Annotated in this window: 23 protein-coding genes; all 23 read right to left on the bottom strand. The window is 34.6% G+C overall.

The window, feature by feature from the left end:
* Window positions 1-328: 328 nt before the first annotated feature.
* The 23 genes from I6U50_RS07020 to rfbA all read right to left on the bottom strand — a co-directional run bounded on the left by I6U50_RS07020 (window position 329) and on the right by rfbA (window position 26,330).
* The gene (locus I6U50_RS07020; protein WP_198638327.1) at window positions 329-1,399 is read right to left on the bottom strand and encodes a glycosyltransferase; all 1,071 of its coding nucleotides are present in this window, start codon (window positions 1,397-1,399) and stop codon (window positions 329-331) included.
* A 3-nt stretch (window positions 1,400-1,402) separates the two neighbouring features.
* The gene (locus tag I6U50_RS07015) at window positions 1,403-2,275 is read right to left on the bottom strand and encodes a GNAT family protein (RefSeq protein WP_198638326.1); all 873 of its coding nucleotides are present in this window, start codon (window positions 2,273-2,275) and stop codon (window positions 1,403-1,405) included.
* A complete protein-coding gene (locus tag I6U50_RS07010; protein WP_198638325.1) occupies window positions 2,254-3,375 on the bottom strand; it encodes a glycosyltransferase family 4 protein in 1,122 nt (373 codons plus the stop codon). The genes I6U50_RS07015 and I6U50_RS07010 overlap by 22 nt, the downstream gene beginning before the upstream one ends.
* A 1-nt stretch (window position 3,376) precedes the next feature.
* Complete coding sequence (locus I6U50_RS07005; protein ID WP_198638324.1) at window positions 3,377-4,216, bottom strand: polysaccharide deacetylase family protein; 840 nt, start codon at window positions 4,214-4,216, stop codon at window positions 3,377-3,379.
* Between the two features lie 103 nt (window positions 4,217-4,319).
* On the bottom strand, window positions 4,320-5,231 hold the full coding sequence (locus tag I6U50_RS07000; RefSeq protein ID WP_198638323.1) for a glycosyltransferase family 2 protein: 912 nt from the start codon (window positions 5,229-5,231) through the stop codon (window positions 4,320-4,322).
* Between the two features lie 26 nt (window positions 5,232-5,257).
* Entirely contained in the window at window positions 5,258-6,715 is a 1,458-nt protein-coding gene (locus I6U50_RS06995; protein WP_198638322.1) for an MOP flippase family protein, read from the bottom strand.
* Window positions 6,715-7,995 carry a glycosyltransferase family 4 protein gene (locus tag I6U50_RS06990; RefSeq protein ID WP_198638321.1) on the bottom strand — a complete coding sequence of 427 codons (1,281 nt, stop codon included), beginning with the start codon at window positions 7,993-7,995 and terminating at the stop codon, window positions 6,715-6,717. Before I6U50_RS06990 ends, I6U50_RS06995 begins: the two co-directional genes overlap by 1 nt.
* On the bottom strand, window positions 7,992-9,074 hold the full coding sequence (locus I6U50_RS06985; protein ID WP_198638320.1) for a nucleotidyltransferase family protein: 1,083 nt from the start codon (window positions 9,072-9,074) through the stop codon (window positions 7,992-7,994). Before I6U50_RS06985 ends, I6U50_RS06990 begins: the two co-directional genes overlap by 4 nt.
* Complete coding sequence (locus I6U50_RS06980) at window positions 9,071-9,697, bottom strand: acetyltransferase (RefSeq protein ID WP_198638319.1); 627 nt, start codon at window positions 9,695-9,697, stop codon at window positions 9,071-9,073. Before I6U50_RS06980 ends, I6U50_RS06985 begins: the two co-directional genes overlap by 4 nt.
* Complete coding sequence (locus I6U50_RS06975) at window positions 9,687-10,829, bottom strand: LegC family aminotransferase (RefSeq protein ID WP_198638318.1); 1,143 nt, start codon at window positions 10,827-10,829, stop codon at window positions 9,687-9,689. The genes I6U50_RS06980 and I6U50_RS06975 overlap by 11 nt, the downstream gene beginning before the upstream one ends.
* On the bottom strand, window positions 10,829-12,016 hold the full coding sequence (locus I6U50_RS06970) for a UDP-N-acetylglucosamine 4,6-dehydratase (protein ID WP_198638317.1): 1,188 nt from the start codon (window positions 12,014-12,016) through the stop codon (window positions 10,829-10,831). Before I6U50_RS06970 ends, I6U50_RS06975 begins: the two co-directional genes overlap by 1 nt.
* A 2-nt stretch (window positions 12,017-12,018) precedes the next feature.
* Window positions 12,019-13,413, bottom strand: coding sequence for a UDP-glucose 6-dehydrogenase (locus I6U50_RS06965; RefSeq protein ID WP_198638316.1), 1,395 nt, complete (start codon window positions 13,411-13,413; stop codon window positions 12,019-12,021).
* Window positions 13,414-13,485: 72 nt separating this feature from the next.
* Window positions 13,486-13,857: a four helix bundle protein gene (locus I6U50_RS06960; RefSeq protein ID WP_198638315.1), complete on the bottom strand. Its 372-nt coding sequence runs from the start codon at window positions 13,855-13,857 to the stop codon at window positions 13,486-13,488.
* 427 nt (window positions 13,858-14,284) lie between these two features.
* On the bottom strand, window positions 14,285-15,571 hold the full coding sequence (locus tag I6U50_RS06955) for a nucleotide sugar dehydrogenase (protein ID WP_198638314.1): 1,287 nt from the start codon (window positions 15,569-15,571) through the stop codon (window positions 14,285-14,287).
* 126 nt (window positions 15,572-15,697) lie between these two features.
* Window positions 15,698-16,693, bottom strand: a complete 996-nt coding sequence (locus I6U50_RS06950) for an SDR family oxidoreductase (RefSeq protein ID WP_198638313.1) — start codon at window positions 16,691-16,693, stop codon at window positions 15,698-15,700.
* Window positions 16,694-17,396: 703 nt separating this feature from the next.
* Complete coding sequence (locus I6U50_RS06945; RefSeq protein WP_198638312.1) at window positions 17,397-18,317, bottom strand: hypothetical protein; 921 nt, start codon at window positions 18,315-18,317, stop codon at window positions 17,397-17,399.
* Between the two features lie 3 nt (window positions 18,318-18,320).
* Window positions 18,321-19,775, bottom strand: coding sequence for an MBOAT family O-acyltransferase (locus I6U50_RS06940; protein ID WP_198638311.1), 1,455 nt, complete (start codon window positions 19,773-19,775; stop codon window positions 18,321-18,323).
* A 1,151-nt stretch (window positions 19,776-20,926) separates the two neighbouring features.
* Window positions 20,927-22,183, bottom strand: a complete 1,257-nt coding sequence (locus I6U50_RS06935; RefSeq protein WP_198638310.1) for a sulfate adenylyltransferase subunit 1 — start codon at window positions 22,181-22,183, stop codon at window positions 20,927-20,929.
* Window positions 22,184-22,252: 69 nt separating this feature from the next.
* Window positions 22,253-22,636, bottom strand: a complete 384-nt coding sequence (locus I6U50_RS06930) for a GxxExxY protein (RefSeq protein ID WP_198638309.1) — start codon at window positions 22,634-22,636, stop codon at window positions 22,253-22,255.
* Between the two features lie 34 nt (window positions 22,637-22,670).
* Window positions 22,671-23,576: a sulfate adenylyltransferase subunit CysD gene (gene cysD, locus I6U50_RS06925; protein WP_198638308.1), complete on the bottom strand. Its 906-nt coding sequence runs from the start codon at window positions 23,574-23,576 to the stop codon at window positions 22,671-22,673.
* A 1-nt stretch (window position 23,577) separates the two neighbouring features.
* Window positions 23,578-24,171: an adenylyl-sulfate kinase gene (cysC, locus tag I6U50_RS06920; RefSeq protein WP_198638307.1), complete on the bottom strand. Its 594-nt coding sequence runs from the start codon at window positions 24,169-24,171 to the stop codon at window positions 23,578-23,580.
* 134 nt (window positions 24,172-24,305) lie between these two features.
* On the bottom strand, window positions 24,306-25,130 hold the full coding sequence (gene cysQ / locus I6U50_RS06915; protein WP_232805892.1) for a 3'(2'),5'-bisphosphate nucleotidase CysQ: 825 nt from the start codon (window positions 25,128-25,130) through the stop codon (window positions 24,306-24,308).
* A gap of 327 nt (window positions 25,131-25,457) precedes the next feature.
* A complete protein-coding gene (gene rfbA, locus I6U50_RS06910) occupies window positions 25,458-26,330 on the bottom strand; it encodes a glucose-1-phosphate thymidylyltransferase RfbA (protein WP_198638306.1) in 873 nt (290 codons plus the stop codon).
* Window positions 26,331-26,360: the final 30 nt, after the last annotated feature.

The raw sequence follows: 26,360 nt of genomic DNA, 5'->3' as shown, positions 1-26,360 counted from the left end.
TTTTTTAGGCTAGAGATACTTAGCCGACACCGTCTTTGCAATTTTAGATTGTACCAGTAACTCAATAAACGTTTTAGTTGACGCTCTGTTTCCACGCTTAAAAATAAATAAAACTTTAAATATTCGTGGATTCGTGGCAGCTTTCTTTAGGCTTCCAATCTAGATCCCTCGTCAATACTACCGTATTTATTTTTTTGTAGTGGGTTTCAGTGTGACAGATCCTTTAATAAAAAAATTATAAGGTAAACAAATAAGTAATAAGCAAACTACCTCGGGGTATTCCACCCTTTGGCGGTGCCAATAAAGTTACAATAAAACTTCAAGAAGCCTACTTCAATAAATCTTTATATACAGCTTCAAACTCCAAAGCTATTTGAGTATTTATATAACTTTCTTTTACCATTTTCAAAGCATTTTCTATTTTTCGCTTCGGTTTGTTTGCCAAAACTTTCAATATAGCTTTTTTAAAACTGTTTTTATCTCCTTTTTTGATTAAGTAACCAGTGTCGTTATTCACAATTTCGCCGATACCTCCCACATCATAAGCCACTACCGGGGTTTTACAGTACATTGCTTCTAAAAGCACCCCCGGTAGACCTTCAATAATGCTGGGTAATACCAGCACATCTGCAGCCATACAGAAATCTAAAGGGTTATTTACAAAACCATGAAAAGTTATGGAGTCTTGCAATCCCTTTTCTTTTACCAGGTTTTCAATCTCCCACCGCAACGGTCCATCCCCTACTAAATGCAGGTGTAAATAAGGTTCGTCTTGTATAACCAATTGAAATATTTCCAGCAAACCTTTATGGTTTTTCTCAAAACTAAAGCCACCAATATGAGCTATATGTTTTACCTCCTGCGGCATGAGTTTAATAGTTTTTGGTATTTTAGACTCAAGTCCCACCGGAAGAACGAAAGTACATTCTCGTAAAAAAGGAAACAGATGAATAATATCTTTTTTGGATGCCTGAGATACCGACAACACCCTACTTACATTTTTATATAAAAAATGATTAAGCTTTTTTTGTACACCCGATTTCAAATATTGCCCTACTTCACTGGCATTACGTACAATAATAGGCGCTGACCAACGAAAAACTTTTTTTGAAAAAACAGCATATTTAAGCGTATCCCCAGCGTTGGCCTGTACTATATCTGGTTGAAAGTCCTTTATATTTTTTGCCAAAGCTTTCCAGGCTTTATAATCGAGAAATCGATTACCGGTAGCGCCCCCTATGTTTTCTATCTCTTGATCCCAATCTAGCTTAGCCTCTCCCGGGAACACGGCAAGTATTCGAACTTCGTGTCCCATCTTCACTAAATGCTTGGAAAGCTGACAGGTAAAAGTCTCAGCCCCCCTGTTTTGAGGTTTTTGTATGAGCTGGAGGATTTTCATAGTTTATAATTTACTTTCTAAATCACCCAGTGAGAAATTGATGTTTTTTTGAATATTCCCAGAGTCACTTTTAAATACCACATTCGCGTTTTTTCTAACTGTAGAGGCAATACAGTTAACTCTTTCGAATTCTTTATTATCTACAAAATATATAAAAAATGATTTTTCTCTTTTTGCCGTAGCATTTATCATCGTTTGAAATTGTTTTGAATCTCCCAACAATTCGTAAATAATAATTGTTTTCAAACCTTTTATTTTTTTCAATGAAAAAATCATAAAACTGTCGGCATATTGCACTAATATATATTTTTTATCCTCATACCTCCATTTAAGAAATTCTCCAGTCTTATTGGTTTGCCACATTAAACTGGAACTTTCATAATTTCTTTTAAGGTTAAACGATCCCTTTTCTATCTTCTCAATTTCCTTTTTTTTAGAAAAAGGATTTAATAGACCCATTTTTACTTTTGGACTATCTTCTAGTATGTTCCAACCCATTTTTAGATTTCCAGGAAGACTATTATGATTTGGGGTATTAAAAATAACATCATATTTACCCTTGCACATTTCTATTCCAACCAAATTCATCTTCTTGAATAGGCCTTTTCCTCTATACCTTTTATCTACTACGGTATCTACTGGACGAATTGCAGTTTTATATTCTTTACTTTTTTTAAACTTCCAAAACATGAACATTCGTAAACCTACGATGCTTCCATCATCTTCTATTAAAAATCCAAAAGATTTACCAAAAGGATTTTGAACATGCTTCCACCTAAAGAATGATTCTGTAAAGGTATCATCCAGGCCTTCATTAATTAACTGAACAACAGCAGGTATATCTTTTTTGTAATCTATTTCCCTGAATTTGAGCATAATTTTGAATATAATTCTAGGATTAAGGCATTATTCCGGGATTCTAAAAATTTATCATAAAAATTTTTTAAACTTGCCTTGCCATATTTTTCTCGTATTTCCGGATTTTCAATAAAAAAACTTATCGCCTTAACTATAGTCTCTTCATTATGTACATCGAAAAATTTAGCGTTTACACCTTCCTCTACCACCTCGTGTAATACAGGGATATCATTACACGCCACAGGTAAACCGGCCGCCTGGGCTTCAATTAATGCACCACCTAAACCTTCGTACAACGATGGGAAAACAAATAGATGTGATTCTAAAAGATATTCTGAAACATTGTCTTTAAAGCCTTCAAGGAAAATATAATCATTTAAATTATTAGAATCAATATAATCACTCATCTCCTTAGTGGCGGCTCCATCCCTTCCAAAAAATCGCAACTCTATATTGTAACCTTTATCGACTAACTTTTTTACCGCTTTTATTAAATAAATTTGACCTTTCTGGAATTCATGACGAGCTACATTAATTAACTGAATTGGCTCTTGAAGATTTCTTTTTTCATAGGAATCTATAATGGGTTTACGGCCCCGGGGAATTACCGTTACCCGATGAGGACTCAATCCCACTTCCTCAATATAATGCTGTTTAACAGCTTCTGTAATACTGTGAAAATGATCTACATATTTTCTTGCAGTAACTTGATCTATGAATTTATAAATTTTTAAGCCCGTTTGATTTACCTTGTTATCTTTTAGACGTTCCTCACTATACGTGGTATTTACTAAACTTTCCAAATGGATAAATTTAGCCCATAATTTTGCAAACCTGGTTCTTAAATTGGCCCGAAAGAGGATACTATGCACAAGGTTGAAATCACCATTTTTTATATAATTCGCAATGAATTTAGTCTGCTTAATAAAGTTACCGGAAGGAATAAAGTTTATGGAATACCCCTTTTCTTGCATTCTTTCCTGAACACCAATCGTTCTTTTATCCAAACATAAAATTTCGAAAGGAATATCTTTTTCATATAAATGATCACAAATAACTTCTGTAGATCTTTCTGCACCCCCAGAGCCCAAACTATTTATAACGAATAATATTTTCATTTTATTTTTTTCTGAGTTTACTTAAGGTCCTGGTAATTGGTAGTATTTTAGTATGCCAACCACTTAAAATAAGTTTTAATTTCCAAAGCGGCGTATGATCATTTACCGCCAGACGGGAAATACGTAAAGGATTTATTTTGCCCCTATTAATTTTATGATCAAATAAGAAAGCCACCTTAATTTGATGAGATTCCAATACCGTCTCCGACAGACGGGAATAATTACCGTTGGGATAAGCAAAAATATCTGGAGTAAAACCCAATTCCTCCAACTGCCCTTTTGAATTTTTAAGCTCTGCCTCCAATTCTTCCCGTGTACAATTATTAAACATAGGATGCGTATGGGAGTGGTTTGCAATGGTAAACCCGGAAGCCTGCATTTCCTTTAATTGTGCCGTAGATAATTGTTGGCATCTCATTGCAGGTTTATTTGATTGTTTTCTCAATTCCAACAAAAACTTTTCCAGTTCTATATTCTTCCAATCCTTAACTTCCCATACTTTTTTATTCCCCTCTTCTTTCCCTAAATAATATTCAATCTCCTCCCACCAAAATGGTTTGTGACTATTAATTAAATCTGTTACTACAAATAAAGTAGCCGGCAGTCTATATTTTTTTAGAAGCGGCAAAGCATTTTCATAAACGCTCAAGTCACCATCATCAAAAGTGATAATTAAAGGGTTCTTAGGAAGCTTAGTTTTATTACATATGAACTGTCTTAATTGCTCCACGGAAATAACAGAATAGTTTTCTTCGAGATAAGAAAGATGTGCCTCAAAATTCTTGCTATCACGTACAGTATGATACGCTAAGATGCATAAAGATTTAATATTATTCTTCAAATTAATCTTAATTGACTGGTTATTAAATGGCTTGCAAAATTAACAATTTAAAAATTGTAACACATTTCAAATTAACGAATAGTAATAATCTAAACACTGAAATTTAAATATTTGAACCACTTATCTTTAAATGAATTTTTTTTGCTGTTTCCAAAGGCAAAATATTATAGATAAGAAAAGCTACGAACGGTTTTAAGGTTAGCGTTTTACTACCTATTTGTTTGTAAAAAAAAGAATTTCCAGCTTTAAGGTTTTTCGAATGATAACTAAGCCATTGCAGTTTATATAAAAATTTTTTTATTAAAAAGTTATCTTGAAAAATGAGTTGCCTATTTTTTTGAAAAATAATCTTATAGGCATTTAGTAAATTTGTTCTATCTTTTCTTACCCTTTCTCCTTTGTGAATATTTACTGTTACCAGAATATCCTTTAACAAGGTAGGTTTAAAACCTAAATTATCGAGTCTTATAAGCCAATCGGTATCTACAGCTACTCTTAGTCGCTCATCGAACAGCCCTACTTTATCAAAAATATCTTTTTGTACAAACAAACCGCAACCTGTACCTATTTTTAGTTCTTTAATAAAAGGAACATTCTCTTTGGGCTGCCAAAATACTTCTGTAATTTCTCCTGTAACCTCATTCTTTGTTTGGTAAGCTCCAAATGCAAAATCTATTTTAGGGTTTTCAATATACTTCTTTAAAAAAAAATCTAAAGTTGTGGGGTGCATCTCATCGTCACTATCAAGAAAAAAAATAAACTCACCTGTAGCTTGTCTTACGCCTTCATTACGAGCTCCCGCGTTACCTTTATTCACCGGTAATTTAAAAAACTTTATTCGTTCATCATCGTATGTCGAAATCACTTCATCAATATTATCAGTAGAGCAATCGTCCACTAATATTAGCTCCCAGTGACCCCTGGTTTGATTAAGCACACTTTTTATAGCCCTTGGGACTAACTTAGCTCTATTATAGATTGGGATGATTATTGAAACGTGTGGCGTATTCTTCATAATATTTCGACCTTAAAAAATAAACTCTACTTTTTAGCTTTATTTTTTTTTAATAATTTTTTAGCCAACTCATACTCTTCGACCTTTAAAACTACAGCCATTCCTAAATAGGTTAAAGCACCAAAAGTAACTAAAATAATAAGTGAGAGTATTGGAGTAAACTCAAATCTTACAAGAAACAATTTGAAAACATAGATCAATCCTACCATAACTAATGTAAGAAAAAATGAATGAGACAAGTTTTTGAGTATTTCTATCACAGAAATATTGATTAAACGACCAGCATAATAGAAATTAGGTATTGCTCCCACTATGCCTATGGTAGTATAAATTATAACTAACCCCATTAAACCGTCAAGCTTTATTCCAACATAAAATCCTATAACATTAAGTAACCCAAAAATAAGTGATATTCTAAATGCTATATGTGATTTATTTAATGAGTTATAAATTACCCCATTTAGACTTAAAATAGATTGCGAGGCTCCCAGTATAGATAAAATACTTACTAGTGGTATCATCTCTTTCCAATCTGGACCAAAAGTAGAAAGCACAAATTCTTTAGATACCACAGCTAATCCCCCCATCATAGGAAAAGTTAAAAATGCTATTACCTTTGTTGCATTAAGGTATATTCTTTTAATCTCTGGGATGTCATCTTGAATTAAAGAGAAAGATGGAAACATTACTCTAGCGATAACCCTTGAAAAATTGGTTAAAGGTAACATCATAATCGCATAAGCTTTTGAATACAGACCTAAAGCACCACTAGTTAGCATTTTACCAATGAGTAAATTATCTGCATTTCGGCTCCAATAGTTAACTATAGACTCACCTGCAACATTTCTTCCCATTTTAAACATGGAATCAAATGATTTTCTATTAAATTTTGGCTTTTGATTTACAGGGTAAAAAATAAAATAAAGCAAAGAGGTAAAAATTTCCTGACTTAATAATTTTACCAAAATACTCCAGACTCCAAAACCTTTATAAGCTAAAATAATGGCTAAACCAGAACTTAGGACTAATGCTGCCAGCGAAATAAAAGCATTTAATTTAAAATTAATTGCTTTTGTAATTAATGCTTTATTTACTCCTGATGAAGCGGTAACGATAAAAATAAAGGATAGTACTTTAGTTAAAGTTTTTAATGAATCAACCTTATAGAAATCTGCAATTAATGGAGATAAGAAAAAGAAAAGTACCGTTAAAAAACTTCCAGATGCCAGGTTAAAAAAGAAAACTGTATTTACATCCTGTTCGTTTACTTCTTTTTTTTGGATTAATGCTGCACTAAAACCAAAATCCACAAATCGTATAGCAAATCCTGTAAAAACTGTTATCATCGCTATAGTTCCAAATTCATCGGGCGTAACAAGTCTTGCAAGAATAAAAGTGATTAGCAAATTGAGGACCTGTGCGCCACCTTGATTTACAAAACTCCATAAAACACCTAGCTTGGTTTTTTCTAAATGACTTGGCATTAGGTAAGTTCTTTAAAAAGTGAGACCCATTCTTCAGAAATCTTCTCTACCGAAAAGTTTTCGGCCACTATTTTATTATTTGCTCCAGCAATTTCATCCTTATCTTCTATTAGCTGCTTTAGATCAATTAAAATTCTTCCCAAAGAATCAAAATCATCAAATTTTAGATAATCAACTCCAAAGTTTAAAAATGTATTGTAAGGCAGCCAACTTCCTACAATCGCTAAATTATTTGTATAAAAAAATTCTGTTAAGAATGCACTTAGTCCATCGGTTATAGGTGCATGAATATAGACGTCACTTATAATCTTTAGTTTAGCTAAATCTTCCCACCCCAGGAAATCTGTCAAAAAAATAAAATCACATTCAATGGTTTTGGTGATTTCACGTAATTGTTCTTGGTAATCACCACTATTATCCCCATAACTGAACGGAAAGATTATATGAAAATCACTGACAATATTTCTAGGTAAACCTTTTAATATTTCTAAAAATTCCAAATGATTGTTTTCTATGTGCGCATTATGCCCAAAAAGAAGCACAATCTTTTCTTTCTTTATATTATATCTTTTCTTAAAATCTATTATCCAATTTCTATTTTTCATTAAGATATCTGCAACTTCATAGAATTTATTATTATGAATAAAGCGTTTATTTCTAAGCTTATTTTTTAATTGAAAGCCAAACCTACTTAATATCGCAAACTCCATTTCTGGAGTTGCGGCTGTTATTAAATCTACATTATTTAAACTAGAATTTTGTATTTCATGATCTTTCCAGGAATCAATTCTATAAATATCAGACCCCCAATAGGTAACTATGACTTCATAATCTTTTGTTAAATACTTTAAGAAAAGCGCAAAAATATGCTTGGGAAAATGTAAATGAATAATATCAGTATTAGTACTATCATCTATAAATTTAGCATAGTAAAAAGCGTTCACATGTCTTAATATTAATCTCAAACCATCGTTGGAAATTAAAGAGCCTTTTTCAACCCTAAAAATGCGCAAATCTTTCCAAAAATAGCTATTCGAAAGTACAGAAGGAACAGCCTTTAGCAGTGTAAAAAAATTTTTTAAATTCGGCTTTTTATAATAATTCTTGTCAAAAATTTTTTCAGCTCTTTCTTTGGTTGTTTCATTTCCAAAATTCTCGAGATTTAAAATATTAAATGAAAAATCAGGGCACTTTTTAACAATATTACCATAAAGTTGTAGAATATAATTGGCTTGACCAATACCGGTTACAAGAACATTCTTATTTTTCAAAACACTCATTGATTTATACCCTGGAAACCGAGTTTTTTAGAGGTTTTATTATATTCGTCCCATTGACCAATATCCATCCAGGACCCTTCGCTTACGGGAAAAACCCCTACCTTACCGTTTCTTTCCATAATCTTCTCCATTAATGTAGTAATATGGAAAAATTCATTTTCAGGAATTTCATCAAGTAGATGTGGCTCTAAAATATACATCCCCGCATTAATAAACATATTAAAACTTGGCTTTTCTTTTAAGGCGGTCAAAATTCCATTTTCTTTAAACTCCATAGTCCCATAGGGTACTTCAAAATGTTTTACCGCGCTAATTGCAGTTAACTCATTACCATTCTCTTTATGATATTTCAACATTTCTGTATAGTCGTCTTCTATTAAAATATCACAATTAGTTACAAAAAAAGTGGAGGTAATTATATTTTTAAGTAAGTGTAAACTACCAGCTGTACCAAGAGGCTTATCTTCAACAAAGTATTTGGTTTCGTAATCTCTTTGAATATTATTGAAATATTCCTCTATCATTTCCTTTTTATAATTTACTGTAAAGTAAAAATCCTGCACACCAACTTTATTAAAAGAATCGATAATCCATTCTACAATTGGTTTTTCTCCTAGCGGCACTAATGGTTTTGGAATAATATTAGTAATTGGTTTAAGTCTTGTTCCTTTACCACCAGCCATAATTATTACTGGTAAATTAAATGTTGATTGAGAATATGGTTTTGGATCCTTAAATATATCTTCCCAGAAATAAATTGCCACAATATTATTTTGTTCATCTAAAACCGGACAAAGCTCCATTCTATACTTTAGCATAAGACTTTTTATCTCAGGAAAAGAATCTTTTGGAGTTGCAACTCTTATATTATCACGTAAAATTTCAGTAACCCGCGTATCCAAAGATTTATCTCCAATAATTGCTCTTTGAATATCTCCAGCACTTAAAAGTCCTAGAAAGGATTTTTCTTTTGTTATAATTAAAAGTTTATGATCGATTTTATCCATTAATTTCATGGCCTCTAATATAGTAGTATGTTGATCTATTCTTCTACCTTTAAAATCAATTTCTCTTTTCATAATTTCTCTTTTCCTGGATTACCAACAATAGTCTTATTATCTGCTACGTCATTAAGTACAACCGTTCCGGCTCCTACCACAACATTTTCTCCAATTTTCACTCCTTGTTTAATCACCACATTAGCGCCAATAAAGGTGCCATTACCCACACTCACATTACCTGCTAATACAGCACCGGGAGCTATATGCACTGCATTGCCTATAGTACACTCATGTTCTACTATTGCACCAGTATTAATAATGCAAAAATCTCCAAGGCTCACTAAAGGATTTATGGCTGCATTCCTGGCTATAAAATTACCAATCCCCGTTTGCACATGTTCTGATAACGAAGCTGAAGGATGAATAACATTTAGAACTTTTCTATTTTTTGAAATAATAAAGTTTCCAGCTTTCTGCCTAATATGATTATCGCCTATCCCTAAAACATATTGTTTATCTGTGGTCCAGGCTTCAAACTCTTCATCCCTTTCAAAACCTAAGTACTCCAATTTAAAAGGATTTAAACTAACTTTTTTAGTTTCTGTATATTCCGTAATATTTAAACCAGTTAGTTTTGCGGCTTCCGCCACAACCAAACCATGTCCTGAATATCCAACCAATACAACCTCCTTATCTAACACTACTTGGTATATTTACAATTCTATCTTCTAAAAACTCAGCATTTTCCTGACCATCCTTAAAGCAATCTCTATAGATTGGCAGTTTATACATCAATTGCCATATAGGCCGAGTCATCACGCCGGCATCATTGGTTTCTTTTAGAAAAAGATCTCGTTGTTTTTTGTTTTCCAATTCAACACACATGAGCCAGTAATTCGCTGTAGTGTTGGGCATTTCAGTACGAAATCTTATATCCTGATCTTTGAAAAAATAAGCATAGTTTTCAGCTAATTCCCTTTTATTTTTTATAAAACTTTGCAAATTTTCAAGTTGGGCACAGGCCAATGCAGCATTTAGATTGGGCATTCTATAATTATAACCCAATTCATCGTGATAGTATTCATAAGAATGTGGTTTTTTAGCGGTTGTCGTTAAATATTTCGCCTTCTCGCCAAGCTCAATATTATTACTTACAATGGCACCACCACCTCCACATGTCACTATCTTATTGCCATTAAAAGAAAAAACACCCACTTTCCCAAAACTTCCTGTTGATTTTCCTTTAAACTCACTACCTAAAGATTCTGCGGCATCTTCAACTACCGGAATTTTCCAATTGGTACATATTTTAACGATTTCATCAATTCTTACCGGGAAACCAAAAGTATGCATAGGCAAACAAGCCGCTATTTTATTACCGGTTTTTTTATTGTAACAGCCATCTTCCCTAAGTTCCCCAAATTCGTCTAAGAAGTCGTTCAGAGCTTTTGGAGATAAACCCATAGTATCTCGATCTACATCTATAAAAACAGGTTTTGCAGCATTATAAGCAATAGCATTTGCGGTTGCCACGAAGGTAAGAGCCTGAGTAAGCACTTCGTCTCCCTTATTAACTCCAACCAAACGTAAAGCAACTTGAATCCCTGATGTACCGTTTACCACTGCTACTGCTTTTTCAGTAGTGGTAATCTCCTGCATCATAGCCTCAAATTTATCTACATATGCCCCTACAGAAGAAACAAAAGTGGAATCTATGGTATTATTTAAATACTTTTTTTCATTCCCTTGAAATCGCGGTTCGTGCAAAGGAATAAATTCTTTAGTATTAAACGTATCCTGTATAAAAGATATGGTTTTCTGAACTGCTATCATTACATTTTCGCATCTAAATATTTACCGGTTTCTTTATGGCCAAAATCCGGTATCATTTTATGGAATAATTCCACAATTTCATTTTTAGACCAGACTCCTCTATCTCTCATTTGAGAAATTTGCTGTTCAAAAAGATTCAATTTTTCTTCTTCGATATTTAAATCATTTTTAATAATTCCAAGATTTTGAAATTTTTCTAGATCTAAAGTCTCTTCTTCAGTAAAAAATTCTTCGAAGCCTTTCTCTCCTGTCGTGTCACTCTCTGTAAAAAAACAAGGCCATTTTTTCTCTTGTGGTATTGTTTTTACTAATTCCCGGGCTTCATCTTCAGTTTTACACAAATAGGGCTCATAGCCTAATTGCTCTAAATACTTAACAGCAATATCTGCAAAGGAAATTAAATGTAAACTCTCACTCAGTTTCGGGAAAAATATATCCCTGTTTTCCCCAAAAATACAAGACATTAAACATAACTCACCCGATTCTTGAGGAGTTACAAAATAACGTTTTACATCAGAAGGGGCTACAATAGGTTGTTTCTTTTGGATGCGTTGATTAAACCCGTGTAATAGCGAACCATCAGAAAAAGCTACATTGGCAAAACGAGCTGTGGAGATTGGAATATTTTTACTTTGTCGCATTAAAAACATTTCCATAATACGTTTAGAAGCCCCCATCATATTTACTGGGTTGGCAGCTTTATCTGTAGAAACGCAAAAGTATTTTTTAATACCATTATCAGAAGACTGCTTAATTGTCTTTTCGGTATTGAAGATATTCACATCTATCATGCGCATTAATGTAAAAGGGTCTTTTTCACTTCGCACATGCTTCAATGCCGACAAATTGAGCACATAATCATATTCTCCATCTGCTTTTATAAAAGCATCATACTCCACAGAGCCAATATCTAAAGCAAAAGTTTGAAAATCACCATCGATATACCCCAAAGAACTACGAATATCCCGAACTAATTCTACCATATTATTTTCACTAATGTCAACTACGTGAAGTTTTTTCGGGTCTCTTTTAAAAATCTCTTTTGTAACTGCCTGCCCTATGGAGCCAGCACCTCCTATCACAAGAAATTTGGAAGCTGAAACTTTAGATCTTAATTCGGCTTCGTATTTAGAAATATCAGGTACAAAAAGCTCAGTACTCCTACCTATTAAATTTAATACATCCATATTTAACTTCCAATTGCATAAAACTCAAACCCAATACCCTCTTTAGTTTTTCTTTCCAACAACCTTCTTCCATCAAACAAAAAGGCAGGTTTTAGCATTTCTTTATATATTTTTTGCCAGTCTAATTCTTTAAATTCATCCCACTCAGTTAACACCGCTACAGCGTGAGCATCTTTAGTCGCTTCATAAGCTCCGTCTACCACTGTTACCCTGGCTCTATTTTCTTCTAAAGAACGGGTATTCAAATAATCTAAATCGGCATAGATCTGTTCTGTTTTTACTTTCGGATCATACACTACGATCTCAGCCTGTTCGTTCAACAAATAGTCTGCCACATAAATAGCTGCCGATTCCCGGGTATCGTTGGTGTCTTTTTTAAAGGCCCAACCCAGTAACGCAATTTTCTTTCCGGAAACAGTGTTAAATAAGGTTTGCACAATTTTAGCGGCAAACCTTCTTTTCTGATGGTCGTTCATAATAATTACCTGCTCCCAGTAATCGGCTACTTCGTGTAAACCAAAAGATTTTGAGATATATACCAGGTTTAAAATATCCTTTTGAAAACAGGATCCTCCAAAACCAACCGAAGATTTGAGGAATTTTGCCCCAATCCTGGAATCCATTCCCACAGCTTTAGAAACCTCATTTACATCGGCCCCGGTTTTTTCACAGAGTTCACTCATTGCATTGATGCTGGAAACCCTTTGCGCCAGGAAAGCATTTGCCGTTAATTTAGATAACTCTGAAGACCAAACATTAGTGGTTAATAGTCGCTCTCTTGGCACCCAATGGGCGTAAACATCTACTAGAGCATCTACGGCTTCTTTTCCTTTAGCAGTATCAATATCGCCTCCTATAAGCACTCGATCTGGATTCATCAAATCATCTACCGCAGTTCCTTCGGCTAAAAATTCGGGGTTAGAGAGAATTTGATAGTTCACTCCGTTACCGGTATTATCTAAAATATTCTTTAAAGCCTCGGCGGTACGTACCGGTAAAGTAGATTTTTCAACTACAATTTTATCATCTTTAGCCACCCTTGCGATTTGGCGGGCACACAGTTCGATGAACTTAAGGTCTGCAGCCATCCCCTTACCTATTCCGTAAGTTTTAGTAGGTGTATTCACCGAGATAAAGATCATATCGGCCTTATCGATTGCTGCATCTACATCGGTAGAAAAAAACAGGTTTCTACCCCTGGCTTCTTTCACCACTTCCGGTAAACCGGGTTCATAGATTGGAATATTTTCTACATTTTCGTCGTTCCAGGCCTTAATGCGCTCCTCGTTGATATCTACAACCGTAACATTAATTTCCGGACATTTTTGAGCTATCACTGCCATAGTGGGACCTCCTACGTATCCTGCGCCTATGCAGCAGATGTTTTTGATATTCATTGCTAGTTAATTAGTTAACTGGTTAATTGGTTAATTGGAATGCCTCCCAAACTATTTAAAATTAACCAATATTTATTCCTTACTCCTATTTCTTAAATATTTGATATAGCCATTTATTAGTCTGAGACAAGATTCTGCTTTATTCCGAAGCGTCTGCAAGACCGCTTCAGAGATGTAGTCACAGTACTTTGCCTCAATCCCGTGATCTAATATTTCAGCAACTGAGCCTCGCGCATTTAAAAGAAATTTTATATTTTCTTTATAATGGTATCTTCCCCAACCCTCAGTAATGTTTGCCGTAGCCGACCTCGCTGACCTTAATAGCTGGGAATATAATTCAAAACGCTCTGTTTTCGGCAATTTGGTTAATATTTCCTTTTTCACATAAAGCTTCAAATCATAACAAGCCTTCCAACAATCCAGATCCTCGAAATTTGATGCCATTTTTTAGTTAATTGGTTAAGCGGTTGATTGGTTTAATGGATATCCATATTAAATATTAAACTGTATTTGATATAAAAAAAATCTTATTCGGAAATATCTGATTTTTAAATCAATCACAAAATTATAGGATATTTTTTCTCCAATTAATCAATTATAGTTAAATAAATTCACTAGTCCCGAATCCCTAATTAACCAATCTCCATTCCCAAATTAACAAATCCCCAATTCACTAATCCCTGTTCCCAAATCATGATTCCCATTTTATTCGGGAGCTTACCCAAAATTTATTCAGGGATTAAAGTTAAACCTGGGTTCTTATCGTGTTAGATACTGAAACAAGTTCAGCATGACGATTTAATTTAAAATCATCTTAAACTAACAAAAAACCAATCTCGAATCCCCAATTAACTATTCTCAATTCCCGAATTTACAACTTCTTATCACACCTATCTCCCAGCACTCCCTTCACATCATATACAACGGTATTGCCGTTTTTTAACTGATCCAGATTCATTTCCAAAAATTCTTTATGCGCCACAGCTAAAACGACGGCATCATATTTTTCGCCCGGTATTTCTTTTACAGTTGTGAGTCCGTATTCGTGCTTAACCTCTTCCGGATTTGCAAGTGGATCAAAGATAGTCACATTGGTACCATATTCCTTGAGATTCTTTATAACATCTACCACTTTAGTATTTCTAACATCAGGGCAGTTCTCTTTAAAGGTAATACCCAGCACCAGGATATTAGCTCCTTTTACTTTTTGGTCATTCTGCAGCATAAGCTTAACAACTTCAGAAGCTACATATTGCCCCATAGAATCGTTCATTCTTCTTCCTGCAAGGATAATTTCCGGATGATAACCAATCTCCTGAGCTTTTTGAGCCAGGTAGTAAGGATCTACTCCAATACAGTGACCGCCAACCAATCCGGGTTTAAACGGAAGGAAATTCCATTTTGTGCCAGCTGCTTCCAAAACTGCCTGTGTATCGATATCCATCATATTAAATATCTTGGCCAATTCGTTTACAAAAGCAATATTGATATCCCGTTGAGAATTCTCAATAACTTTTGCAGCCTCAGCCACTTTTATAGTTGGAGCTAAATGTGTACCGGCGGTAATCACTTCAGCATAAAGCTCGTTTACCTTTTTCCCGATCTCAGGGGTAGAACCGGCGGTAACTTTTAAAATTTTATCTACGGTATGCTCTTTATCTCCCGGGTTAATTCTCTCGGGTGAATACCCAACAAAAAAGTCTTCGTTGAATTTAAGTCCGCTATGTTTTTCAAGCACCGGCACACATTCATCTTCTGTTACACCCGGGTATACCGTAGATTCATAGATTACCACGTCTCCCTTTTGCAGTACTTTCGCAACGGTTTCACTACTTTTATACAGCGGAGTAAGGTCTGGTCTATTGTTTTTATCTACCGGGGTAGGCACCGTAATGATATAATAATTGCAATCTGCTATATCCTCAAGATCGGCCGAGCAGTACAAACCATTTTCATTTTCTAAATCTTCCTTTTGAACCAAAGCCGATTGTAATACATCATCCTCCACCTCTAAAGTTGAATCGCGCCCAGTCATTAATTCTTTAATTCTAGACTGATTTATATCAAATCCTATTACCGGATATTTAGTAGCAAAAAGTCTTGCCAGGGGTAACCCAACATAGCCAAGACCTATAACAGCTATTTTTCTATTTTTCATTTCTTATTTAGTTTTTTCGCTTTATTGTGAATAAGTGATGATGTAACCCAGTAAATCAGTGATTACAAAAAAAATAGTTTTCCAACTTACACTTATATTTATTCAAGCCTTCACTTCATTAATACTTTACTTTAAATTCTTCCAATACCAAGAAACCGCTTCTTTCAACCCCTCATCAATTCGGTGGCTTGGTTTATAGCCCAATAACTTTTCCGCTTTATCAACTGAAGCCAAAGAATGCGGAATATCACCCGCCCTATTTGGACCATGCTTAACTTCAACATCAGCAATTTTAGGATCAAATTCAGAAAGATGTTTTTTAAGCAATTGTGTAAGTTCTACCAAATTAGTTCTATCACCAACAGCGGTGTTATACACCTGGTTAACAGCCTCTTTATTTTCGGAAGTAATAGCACGTAAATTCATTTGAATTACATTATCGATATAGGTAAAATCACGGGAATAAGTTCCATCTCCATTTATTACCGGACTTTCGTGCTTCATAAACTGCATCACAAACTTCGGAATCACCGCAGCATAAGCTCCATTTGGATCTTGTTTCCTTCCAAAAACATTAAAATACCGTAATCCTATGCTATCTAATTGATAAGCATCCTGAAAGATATCGGCGTAAAGTTCGTTCACATACTTTGTGATAGCATACGGTGAAAGTGGTTTTCCTATTTTATCTTCCACTTTAGGAAGTTTTTCAGAATCTCCATAAGTAGAAGAACTTGCTGCGTATACAAACCTTTTTACTCCGGCATCTCGCGCTGCTACCAACATATTTAAAAAGCCAGATATATTAACCTCATTACTGGTAATAGGATCGGCCAGAGAACGCGGCACAGAACCTAAAGCTGCCTGGTGCAATACATAATCTACATCCTTGCAAGCCTCATGGCAAGTTTCTAAATCGCGAATATCTCCTTCTATCAATTCAAAATTCTTGTGATCTTTTACCTGCTCTAAATTATGCTTATGGCCGGTAGCAAAGTTATCTAAACAAACTACTTTAGCATTTAAGTCAATTAAGGTCTCACAAAGATTAGACCCAATAAAACCGGCTCCTCCGGTTATAAGAATTTTTTCACCTTCTAATTTCTCCTGAAGTTCAGTCATTTGAGAATTTTAGTTTAACTTTTAATCGGCGGCAAAGATAGAATTTCTTTATGAGCCTATTGCTAAATAAACCTTAAAGCTTTAAAAACGTTAAGAATTGTTTGAAAGATGGTTTGCTATATACCTGATTAATAGGTTTATTTATACTGCTATGGTTTTAACCTTTGATATTTAGTGTGGAGTCACAAATACAAAAATATTTTTAAATTGAATAAAATAGATTTTACATCTTCCTGGATTTATTTTAACAGATTGACCTGGAGAAAATTTAAGAAGACAAAAATCTCGTCATCCTGAATTTATTTCAGGATCTAATGCTTAGAGTCTACCAAAATTCCCAGGTTTAACAGCTCCCCTTTTTCCAGAGGAGATAATGAATTCTCTGAGAGAGAAAAAACAAAAAAAAGAGGGGATTTCCGCCACTAATTTCATTTTACACAATAAAGTATTAAACACAGCTATTTTCAGTAAAACTATTGCCTGTGCGGCAATAGTTTTTAATGTATTAACTGACATTCTTTATTTTCTTATTTCCCCTCGATTAAAAAGAACAAAAAATCCAAACGATATCTTGTCTCAAACTTTACGCCCCCTTCTTACAGGTCATTAACCTAATAAAAACTATAAAACTAAATAATTCCTTCCATTCGTTTCAAGTCTTTCATTATCAATAACCACCCCAATAAATCAGAACAACTTACAGCTAAAAAAAATTAAGCTTCTCCAATTTATTTTTTAAAATCTGTTTTAGATGCAGATTTACCTTAGTAGCGCCGTAATGGTTAATATGGTGAACATCATTAAAATCTTTAGAAGTATCAAACTTAATAAGTTTATTATAGTCATAAAGTTCACCTTGTCTTTCCAAATATTCTTCTACATCAAAGGTGTTTTTATAACTGAATGCGTAGGGTGCAATAACCAGGATATAGGGAATCTTATTTTCTTTTAAAAATTTTAAATTTTCTTCAAAAGCGGTCAATTGATTTTCCCGGGGCACCCATCTAATTTGAATGTCATCCCTAATGGAAGTAGCCAAATAGGGCCGCTCTAGATAGCCCCTATAATAACGACTGCTAGAAGAAAAGTTTTGCTTTTTATCTTCAATATCTAAAAATTTTCGTGCATACTTAACAAGATAAGTATTTAGCAAAACAATACTATTTTCATATTCGAAGATTTCTGATAGTCCAACCTCAAAAGGTTTGGAAGCATTGAGAAAATCAGCTGTAGAAGCCCTGCCGCTCATAGCAAACATTTCAGGAAAAACTTCATACACCACTAGTTTAGGTTTAAGCTTTAAAAGATATTCCTTTAAAACCATTTGAGTTTGAGGATGAGTTTGCTGACTTGTTCCCCAGTTATAACTAGTAATATTTTCAGTCTCAAAGATTAAAGGATCAAATGTATTATATGCATGAGAAGACCCCAGGAAGAGTACGTCAATATCCGAAAGCGTGTCACTTTCTTCTATCTTTTTTTGCACTAACCCATTCCCTGCCTGGTACAAAACATTTGGCTTATAAATAGGCGGAAGCATTAAGTCTATTAACAACAAACCAGGCACATATAATACCGATATCAAAACAATAAAAAAACTAATTCTCTTTAAGAATAATTTCATCACTTAAAATTGAAAGTAAATAAAATCGGATGTTTCTGCCCACATATAAACTCCAATAGATAATATAATTAAAAAATATATTAGTTTCCGCATCAAAGGGAATTTAATATTTGATAGTCCAGCTAAGGCATGACTTTCCTTTCTTCCATACCACTCAATTAGCATAAAAACAAAGATTAGAATTAACAACGGCCGAGAGTAGCCTATGCCACGATAATAAGGCATTGAAAAAAGGCTGGCATCCACCATACCCAAGTAAAAGCTCCAGGCTTCTTTTATTGTTTGAGCCCTAAAAAGTATTATAGCTAATACACTGAGTATAAAAGAAATAAAAATATTATAAACTTCTTTTAAGCTAGGGAAATTACTATTCTCAGCTACTATACCTTTATGTGATTTCTTATTTTTGAAAATCAAATATGGTATAAAATAAACAGCGTTTAGGGTTCCCCAAGCAATAAATGTCCAATTGGCTCCGTGCCATATTCCTGTTAAAAAGAAAAGAATAAAGATATTTCTAAGTCGATAAAAATTTCCCCTTCCTCCCAACTTTATTAAAGGAATATAAACATAATCTCTAAACCAGGTTGTAAGTGATATATGCCAACGCCTCCAAAATTCGGGAATATCCCTTGAAAATAAAGGGTATGCAAAATTTTGCATCAGATCGAAACCAAAAAGCCTGGCTGTTCCTATAGCAATATCGGAATATCCAGAAAAATCTCCGTAAATCTGAAAAGTAAATAATACAGCTCCAAAAAGTAAAGTACTAGCAGAAAGATCTGCCTGATTTTCAAAAATATAATTTACATATACAGCACAGTTATCTGCAATTACTAACTTCTTAAACAACCCCCATAAAATCTGCCGTAGACCATCTACAGCTTTTTCATAACGAAACTCTCTTTTAACTTTAAATTGTGGCAACAAATTCTTAGCCCGTTCAATAGGCCCTGCTACTAATTGAGGAAAAAAACTGACAAAGGCCGAAAAGACAATAAAGTCTTTTGTAGGGCGAATTTTGTTTTTATATATATCTATAGTATAACTCAAAGTTTGGAAAGTATAGAAACTTATCCCAACAGGTAAAATAATATTTAGTGAATGGATATTAAAATTAGAGCCAAAAATTGAAAAAGCTTCATTAAAATTGGTAATAAAAAAATTAGCGTATTTAAAATAAGCTAACATACCTAGATTTACAAATAGGCTTAACCCCAGATATACTCTCTTTTTTAAATAGTTTGATGTAGAAAAAATTCTAATTCCTACAAAATAATCAGTAATCGTACTTATAAAAATGAGTAGTAAAAATTCTAATTCCCACCAGCCATAAAATATATAACTAACGATTGCAACAAATAAATTTTGCAATTTTAAATTTCTATTAACCACAAACCAGTAGAAAAGAAAAACTAAAGGCAGAAAAACAGCAAAATCCAGGGAATTGAATAACATACGTTATTGAAAGCTTTTATCCCGCAAATATAATAGCTTTCTTTAATAGAATTAATTTTTGAACTATTCTAAACCAACTTTAACTTTATTTAACGACTTTGTTATTTATTATAGCTATTCAAAATTTTCTGAACTCTTAAGTAAATTAGAGATAAATTTTAAAAAAAACAATTCGTCTCGCTCAAAACGGTACAAAATTTTGACATCAACTCACTTAAAACCTACTTGCCATTCTTTCGAATGGCAAGTAGGTTTTACATATTATTTTTGTAGCTCATTCATTTTGAGCTTAGGCTTATTTCGTCAAGAATAATAGTCGTCTTTCTACCTTCAAAGCTTTCGGGGTTATTCCAGAATCTAATGCGCTGAAACATAAAACAACTTGGACCTCCAAATAAATTACGGAGCAAGCTCCAGACCAAAATTCGGATAAATCCCTAAACTAGCCCAGCTGAACAATTGATAAGCTTAAGATTCACAAGACATTCACAACAAAAGATAGCTGTGCTAGTTCCTAGCTCGCGGTGAATAAAAACAGCAACATCATTACCAATACGGAAATGCTTACCTGGCAATCACCCTGAATAGTTAAACCGTCAGTTCGAGTGGTGATATTTGAGTGAAACGAAAATAGCAGCGTATCGATAGCATTTTGAAGTTAGCTCCAAAGCACTTCTCGATACAGCCCGACTCCCGTCGGGCCACTCGAAGTGACGGAGAGATCATAACTTAAGATTACCACGCTTATTCTTCGCTCACGTTAAGGTTTATAAAACTATCAGTTAAACTGAAACGCCACGAATTCACGAATATCTTTGTTTCTTCATTGTAAGGACTACTGTAGCAGGACGTAGTAATTTGTTCTGAATGGGCAAGTTTGTTGTTTGATTTTTTCTTTGGGGTTTTTGTTTGGGGTTTCGAATCGCGGGTTTAAAATTCCCTGACTTCAGCCTCTTTATTTTTTCTCTCTCCTTTTACTTATTCACTTTTAACACTTCACTTTTAACTTTTCACAAAAAAAACGCTTCTCGATACATCCCGACTCTCATCAGGACACTCGAAGTGACGGAGAGATCATAACATAAGATTACCACGCTCATTGCATTCGCTCGCAATAGCAAGCATCTATTTAATCATAAATTCATCCATCGCTACACTACCATTCCCGCGGCTACGGTTTCATTGGTGTTTTCATCTATAAGGATGATGCTTCCGGTGTTTCGATTATCACGGTAGGCATCAAGCATTAATCTACGGGTAGTACGTATTTTAACTCTTGCAATGTCATTCATGCCTAAATCACTATTTTCGCTATCGCGTTCAAACGTATTGATATCCATTTTATACACAACTTCCTTTATCATAGCCCGCTCTTCATTAGAGGTATGCTTAATGGTATATTTTGCCCGGGGTTTTGCAGGATCGTTATTCAGCCAGCACAACATTACATCAAACTCCTGCTCCAATTCAGGCTGATTGTTCTTTCTTACAATCATATTGCCACGGCTAATATCAATATCATCTTCAAGGGTCATAGAAATACTCATAGGCGCATAAGCTTCCTCCACTTCCTTTTCGCCGGTATTTATAGATTTTATTCGAGACTGAAAGCCCGATGGCAATACGGCCACTTCATCTCCTACCCGGTAAATACCACTGGCAATCCTACCGGCATACCCCCTATAGTCACGGTGTTCGTCACTCTGCGGCCTAAGCACAGTCTGTACCGGGAAACGAGCATCTATTTTATTAATATCACTGCTAATATGTAAATTCTCCAAAGTACTGAGCAAGGTCCCGTTGGGGTACCAGGACATGTTTTCAGACCGGTTTACCACATTATCCCCTTTTAGGGCACTAATTGGGATAAACCGAACATCTTTCATAAGAAGCTTGGAGGAAAATTCCTCGAATTGTGCAATAATATTGTTATACACTTCTTCAGAATAATCTACTAAATCCATTTTATTAACGCATACAATTAAATGCGGAATATTAAGCAAGGAAGCTATGAAAGAGTGACGCTTTGTTTGCTCTATTACCCCGTGACGGGCATCGATTAAAATTACCGCAGCATTGGCGGTAGATGCGCCAGTCACCATATTACGCGTATATTCAATATGACCAGGGGTATCAGCAATAATAAATTTACGTTTGGGAGTGGTAAAATACCGGTAAGCAACATCGATGGTAATTCCCTGCTCCCTTTCATCTTTTAAGCCATCGGTAAACAAGGCAAGGTCTACACCATCATGACCTTTTTTCGCACTGGTTTTACTCACCGAATCCAACTGATCTTCAAAAATTGACTTCGAGTCGAATAAAAGCCTGCCTATCAAAGTACTTTTTCCATCATCTACACTCCCGGCAGTGGTAAATCTTAGTAGTTGGTTATTATCTATTCTCATTTTTTTATTTTTATTTTAGGCCAATTTTTATTTTGGCTCAGACTATTTCACTGATTTTAGCGGATTACACTAATTGATAAATCTCTTCCATTTTAAGCTCTCCTGACCGAAATTAATCAACAACCCCAATTTTTTGTTGGTCGCTTTTAAATAGTTTATCGTTTGGCTCTCCATATTTTTATTTAAAAAAGAGACTGCTTTTATTTCAATAATAATTTGATCAAAACAGAAGAAGTCAGCAATAAAATATTTTTTCAAAGCCTCTCCGTCATACATTAAATTCAACTTCATCTGTCTTTTAAACGGAATATTTTGTACTAAAAATTCTTTTTCCAATGCCTCCTGATAAACCGATTCCAAAAAGCCTGATCCCAAAACTCTATGAACTTTCATACAGGCACCTATTATTTTATAGGTTTCCTCTTCATATAACAACTCTTTTACCTCATCCATATCAGTGAAATCCTTTTTTGTTAAATCCGTGAAATCAAAAATACCCTTGCTTTTTTCTATCTTCCATAGCGGTTTCACTGCGCTTATCATCTGATCTATCTCCTCTTTCGGTTTTACGCATAGCCGAAACTTCCAGAGCTATCTTATCAAGCGTATCGGCATCAGATTCTATACCACCGGTAATGGTAATATCGCCAAGGGTCCTAAACCTGATCTTCTTTTTTTCTACCTGTTCACCTTCCTCAAGTTTCAAGTATTCAGAAACCGGGATCCAGGAATTACTACGGAAGACCACCTCACGCTCATGCGCAAAATATAAGGAAGGAATACTAATGTTTTCCCTTTTGATATAATTCCAAACATCCATTTCAGTCCAGTTACTAATTGGAAACGCTCTAAAGTGTTCGCCTTCAAAATGTTTTCCATTGAGTAGGTTCCATAACTCCGGCCGTTGGTTTTTAGGGTCCCATTGCCCAAAATCGTCACGATGGCTAAAAAACCGTTCTTTAGCACGGGCTTTCTCTTCATCCCTTCTTCCGCCTCCAATGGCGCAATCTATCTTATTCTCTTCTATAGCATCCAGTAGCGTAGTGATTTGCAAGGCATTTCGTGTGGCATTCTTCCCTCTTTCTTCAGCTACACGTCCCTGATCTATAGATTCCTGAACAGAGCCCACTATTAATTTTACGCCCAGTTTTTCAACTAAATCATTGCGAAATTGAATGGTCTCAGGGAAATTATGCCCGGTATCAACATGCATCAGGGCAAAAGGAATTTTACTGGGGTAAAAGGCCTTTTTTGCCAAATGGGTTACTAAAATAGAATCTTTCCCTCCCGAAAAAAGGATGACAGGATTCTCAAATTGCGCCCAAACTTCACGCAAAATATAGATCGCTTCCGATTCTAATTCGTCTAAATAGTTTAAATAATATTTGCTCATGTTACTTTATTTCAAGTTTCTTTTGAAGCAGTTTAAAAATTCTATGGGTAGCTTCCTCTAAACTTTCTTTTTCTGTATTTATCTCGATATCCGGATTCACAGGATTTTCATAAGGCGCATCAATGCCCGTAAAATTTTTAATCTCTCCTGCACGGGCTTTTTTATACAAACCTTTTACATCACGACGTTCACATTCCTCCAATGATGTATTTACAAAGACCTCTATATAATTCTGTTCTCCAATAATTTCTTTAATTAAATCTCTATTCCTCTGCATGGGAGCAATAAAAGACGCTAACACCAAAGACCCCGATGCTACCAATATTTTTGCAACTTCGGCAGCTATTCTAAGGTTTTCTTCCCTATCTTCAGCACTAAAGCCCAGGTTTTTATTCACTCCTTTTCGCAGGCTATCTCCATCTAACACAAAACTTCTAATTTGCTGCTCATAAAGTAGTTTCTCCAACCTATTGGCAAGTGAAGATTTTCCCGAACCCGATAAGCCTGTGAACCAAACTACAAACGAAGCGTGATTATTCAGGTTATTGCGTTGTTCTTTCCCCACAGAAAAATTAAATGTTCTAATATTCTCCATATTATCTTTTCTAAACTTTCAACAGAGAAAATCACCCGATTTCGCCGCCGATTTTATACTAAATATCTTGTGAAGATAATACATACACATATCCATTACAATTTCCAAAGAACCAGTATTACTTAATTAATTTTTCAGGTCAGATTAGAGACAATAAATGAATTATTCAATAGTTTTTCTCGATTATAAATCATTTCTAATTCGGTTTCCTTATCTATAACCGCTAAGCCCACCGCTTTACAAATAGCGTGACCTGCGGCGGTATCCCATTCCATAGTAGGACCTAGCCTGGGGTATACATCGATAAGCCCTTCTGCCATAAGGCAAAATTTAAGTGAACTTCCCTTTGGAATAACTTTTACCTCCTGCTCGTATTCTTCTTTAATCCCTTCAATAAAATCTAGCGTCTCCTGATTAATATGTGACCTGCTTCCCGCCACGCTTATTGTATTTTGAGTAACACCCGGAGCTATTTCCACGGCATTTTTCAAAAAACCGTCAATTTCAAATTTATCTTTTACTATAGACTTAAAGGATTTTTGTGCTTTTACATCACCAAAATAAAGTTCCTTGCTCACCGGAATATAAATCACTCCAAAAACCGGTTTATTATTTTCTATAAGCGCTATATTTACGGTAAACTCTCCACTTTTTTTAATAAATTCTTTGGTACCATCTAAGGGATCTACAATCCAGCAAAAGTCCCATTCTTTTCTTTCGGAATAATCAATTTGCTCATTTTCTTCGCTAATAATTGGTATTCCAGTAGTTTTTAAGGCATCTATAATAATCTTATTCGCCTTTTTATCGGCACGCGTTACAGGTGAGTGATCTTCTTTTTGCTTAACCTGAAAATCGCCGGCTTTATAAATTTGTAATATTTCTATACCTGCCTCTACAGAAGCCTGAATGGCCAACAAGTAATCCTGCTCTATTTTATAGTCTGATTTATTTTGCATGCACTTAATTTTTGATGAGATAGCGATCCCGGGCAAAGATAATATTTCCTATTAGTCTATCGAATTAATAGGGTTTAAATATTTGAGTTTTAAGAAAATTAAGGAAAATGAGCTTTTTAAAAAGAAACATTATCAATTTAAATATTTGAATATCATTATTTTACGAATCAAATAAAAGTAAAGAGCCGCTTGAAATATACCCAATAAATTTAGCGCCAATTTTATTCGAAAATCGAGATTTATCCCGGTGGTTTTGGAAACTTCGAAGCTTAGCTCGAGCTTATTTACTTAATAAGTTAATCTTGAAGGATATAAGGATCAAGTTTTTTAAGACAATAAACTCAATAAATATTGCCCATATTCGCATTTCTCCAGCCCAACGGCAAGCTTATGAAAGCTTTTTTTATTAATATATCCTTTACGGAAAGCAATTTCTTCAGGGCAAGCTATTTTAAGACCCTGCCTTTTCTCTATGGTTTGTACAAAGTTTGAAGCTTCCAACATAGAATCGGGTGTACCCGTATCCAACCAGGCATATCCACGCCCCATAATTTCTACTTTTAATTCTTTTCGGTTTAAATACTCCTGGTTAATACTGGTAATCTCCAATTCACCACGTTGGCTCGGTTTGCATTCTTTTGCAATATCAACAACCGAATTCGGATAGAAATAAAGTCCGGTAACTGCAAAATTACTTTTCGGCCTTTTTGGTTTTTCCTCTATGCTTAAGGCATTTCCATTTGAATCAAAATCTACCACTCCGTAGCGTTGGGGCTCATTTACGTAATACCCAAACACCGTGGCCTGACCATTATCTTTACAGGTTTTAACCGCATGCTCCAGCAGCGTACTAAAACCCTGCCCATAGAATATATTATCTCCCAATACCAGGCATACATCCTGATTATCCATAAATTCTTCACCAATTATAAAAGCTTCAGCCAGCCCGTTAGGTTGTGCTTGCACGGCATAAGATAACTCGAGTCCCCAATCTTTTCCATTACCCAATAATTTCTGAAAGTTGGGAAGATCTTCAGGAGTAGCGATAATAAGAACCTCCCTTATCCCTGCCAGCATTAAAACAGAAAGCGGGTAATAGATCATGGGTTTATCATAAACCGAGAGTAATTGTTTTGAAACACTTTTGGTAAGAGGATACAAGCGTGATCCTGTACCACCAGCCAGAATAATTCCTTTCATATTTTCCAATTAACACAAATTATTTCGAAT

The sequence above is a fragment of the Salegentibacter maritimus genome (assembly GCF_016236975.1).
Taxonomy (GTDB): Bacteria; Bacteroidota; Bacteroidia; order Flavobacteriales; family Flavobacteriaceae; genus Salegentibacter; species Salegentibacter maritimus.
The sequence above is the reverse complement of the archived record's forward strand: the minus strand, read 5'-3'. Positions and strand labels throughout refer to the sequence as shown.

Coding starts and splice junctions, on each gene's coding strand:
- I6U50_RS06965 (WP_198638316.1), bottom strand. CDS start 13,413: ATGAATATCAAAAACATCTGCTGCATAGGCGCAGGATACGTAGGAGGT.
- I6U50_RS06990 (WP_198638321.1), bottom strand. CDS start 7,995: ATGAGTGTTTTGAAAAATAAGAATGTTCTTGTAACCGGTATTGGTCAA.
- I6U50_RS06985 (WP_198638320.1), bottom strand. CDS start 9,074: ATGAAAAGAGAAATTGATTTTAAAGGTAGAAGAATAGATCAACATACT.
- I6U50_RS07015 (WP_198638326.1), bottom strand. CDS start 2,275: ATGCTCAAATTCAGGGAAATAGATTACAAAAAAGATATACCTGCTGTT.
- I6U50_RS06940 (WP_198638311.1), bottom strand. CDS start 19,775: ATGTTATTCAATTCCCTGGATTTTGCTGTTTTTCTGCCTTTAGTTTTT.
- I6U50_RS06950 (WP_198638313.1), bottom strand. CDS start 16,693: ATGACTGAACTTCAGGAGAAATTAGAAGGTGAAAAAATTCTTATAACC.
- I6U50_RS06935 (WP_198638310.1), bottom strand. CDS start 22,183: ATGAGAATAGATAATAACCAACTACTAAGATTTACCACTGCCGGGAGT.
- I6U50_RS06995 (WP_198638322.1), bottom strand. CDS start 6,715: ATGCCAAGTCATTTAGAAAAAACCAAGCTAGGTGTTTTATGGAGTTTT.
- I6U50_RS06970 (WP_198638317.1), bottom strand. CDS start 12,016: ATGGATGTATTAAATTTAATAGGTAGGAGTACTGAGCTTTTTGTACCT.
- I6U50_RS07010 (WP_198638325.1), bottom strand. CDS start 3,375: ATGAAAATATTATTCGTTATAAATAGTTTGGGCTCTGGGGGTGCAGAA.
- I6U50_RS06975 (WP_198638318.1), bottom strand. CDS start 10,829: ATGATAGCAGTTCAGAAAACCATATCTTTTATACAGGATACGTTTAAT.
- cysQ (WP_232805892.1), bottom strand. CDS start 25,130: ATGCAAAATAAATCAGACTATAAAATAGAGCAGGATTACTTGTTGGCC.
- I6U50_RS06955 (WP_198638314.1), bottom strand. CDS start 15,571: ATGAAAAATAGAAAAATAGCTGTTATAGGTCTTGGCTATGTTGGGTTA.
- I6U50_RS06930 (WP_198638309.1), bottom strand. CDS start 22,636: ATGGATGAGGTAAAAGAGTTGTTATATGAAGAGGAAACCTATAAAATA.
- cysD (WP_198638308.1), bottom strand. CDS start 23,576: ATGAGCAAATATTATTTAAACTATTTAGACGAATTAGAATCGGAAGCG.
- I6U50_RS06945 (WP_198638312.1), bottom strand. CDS start 18,317: ATGAAATTATTCTTAAAGAGAATTAGTTTTTTTATTGTTTTGATATCG.
- rfbA (WP_198638306.1), bottom strand. CDS start 26,330: ATGAAAGGAATTATTCTGGCTGGTGGTACAGGATCACGCTTGTATCCT.
- I6U50_RS07020 (WP_198638327.1), bottom strand. CDS start 1,399: ATGAAAATCCTCCAGCTCATACAAAAACCTCAAAACAGGGGGGCTGAG.
- I6U50_RS07000 (WP_198638323.1), bottom strand. CDS start 5,231: ATGAAGAATACGCCACACGTTTCAATAATCATCCCAATCTATAATAGA.
- cysC (WP_198638307.1), bottom strand. CDS start 24,171: ATGGAGAATATTAGAACATTTAATTTTTCTGTGGGGAAAGAACAACGC.
- I6U50_RS06960 (WP_198638315.1), bottom strand. CDS start 13,857: ATGGCATCAAATTTCGAGGATCTGGATTGTTGGAAGGCTTGTTATGAT.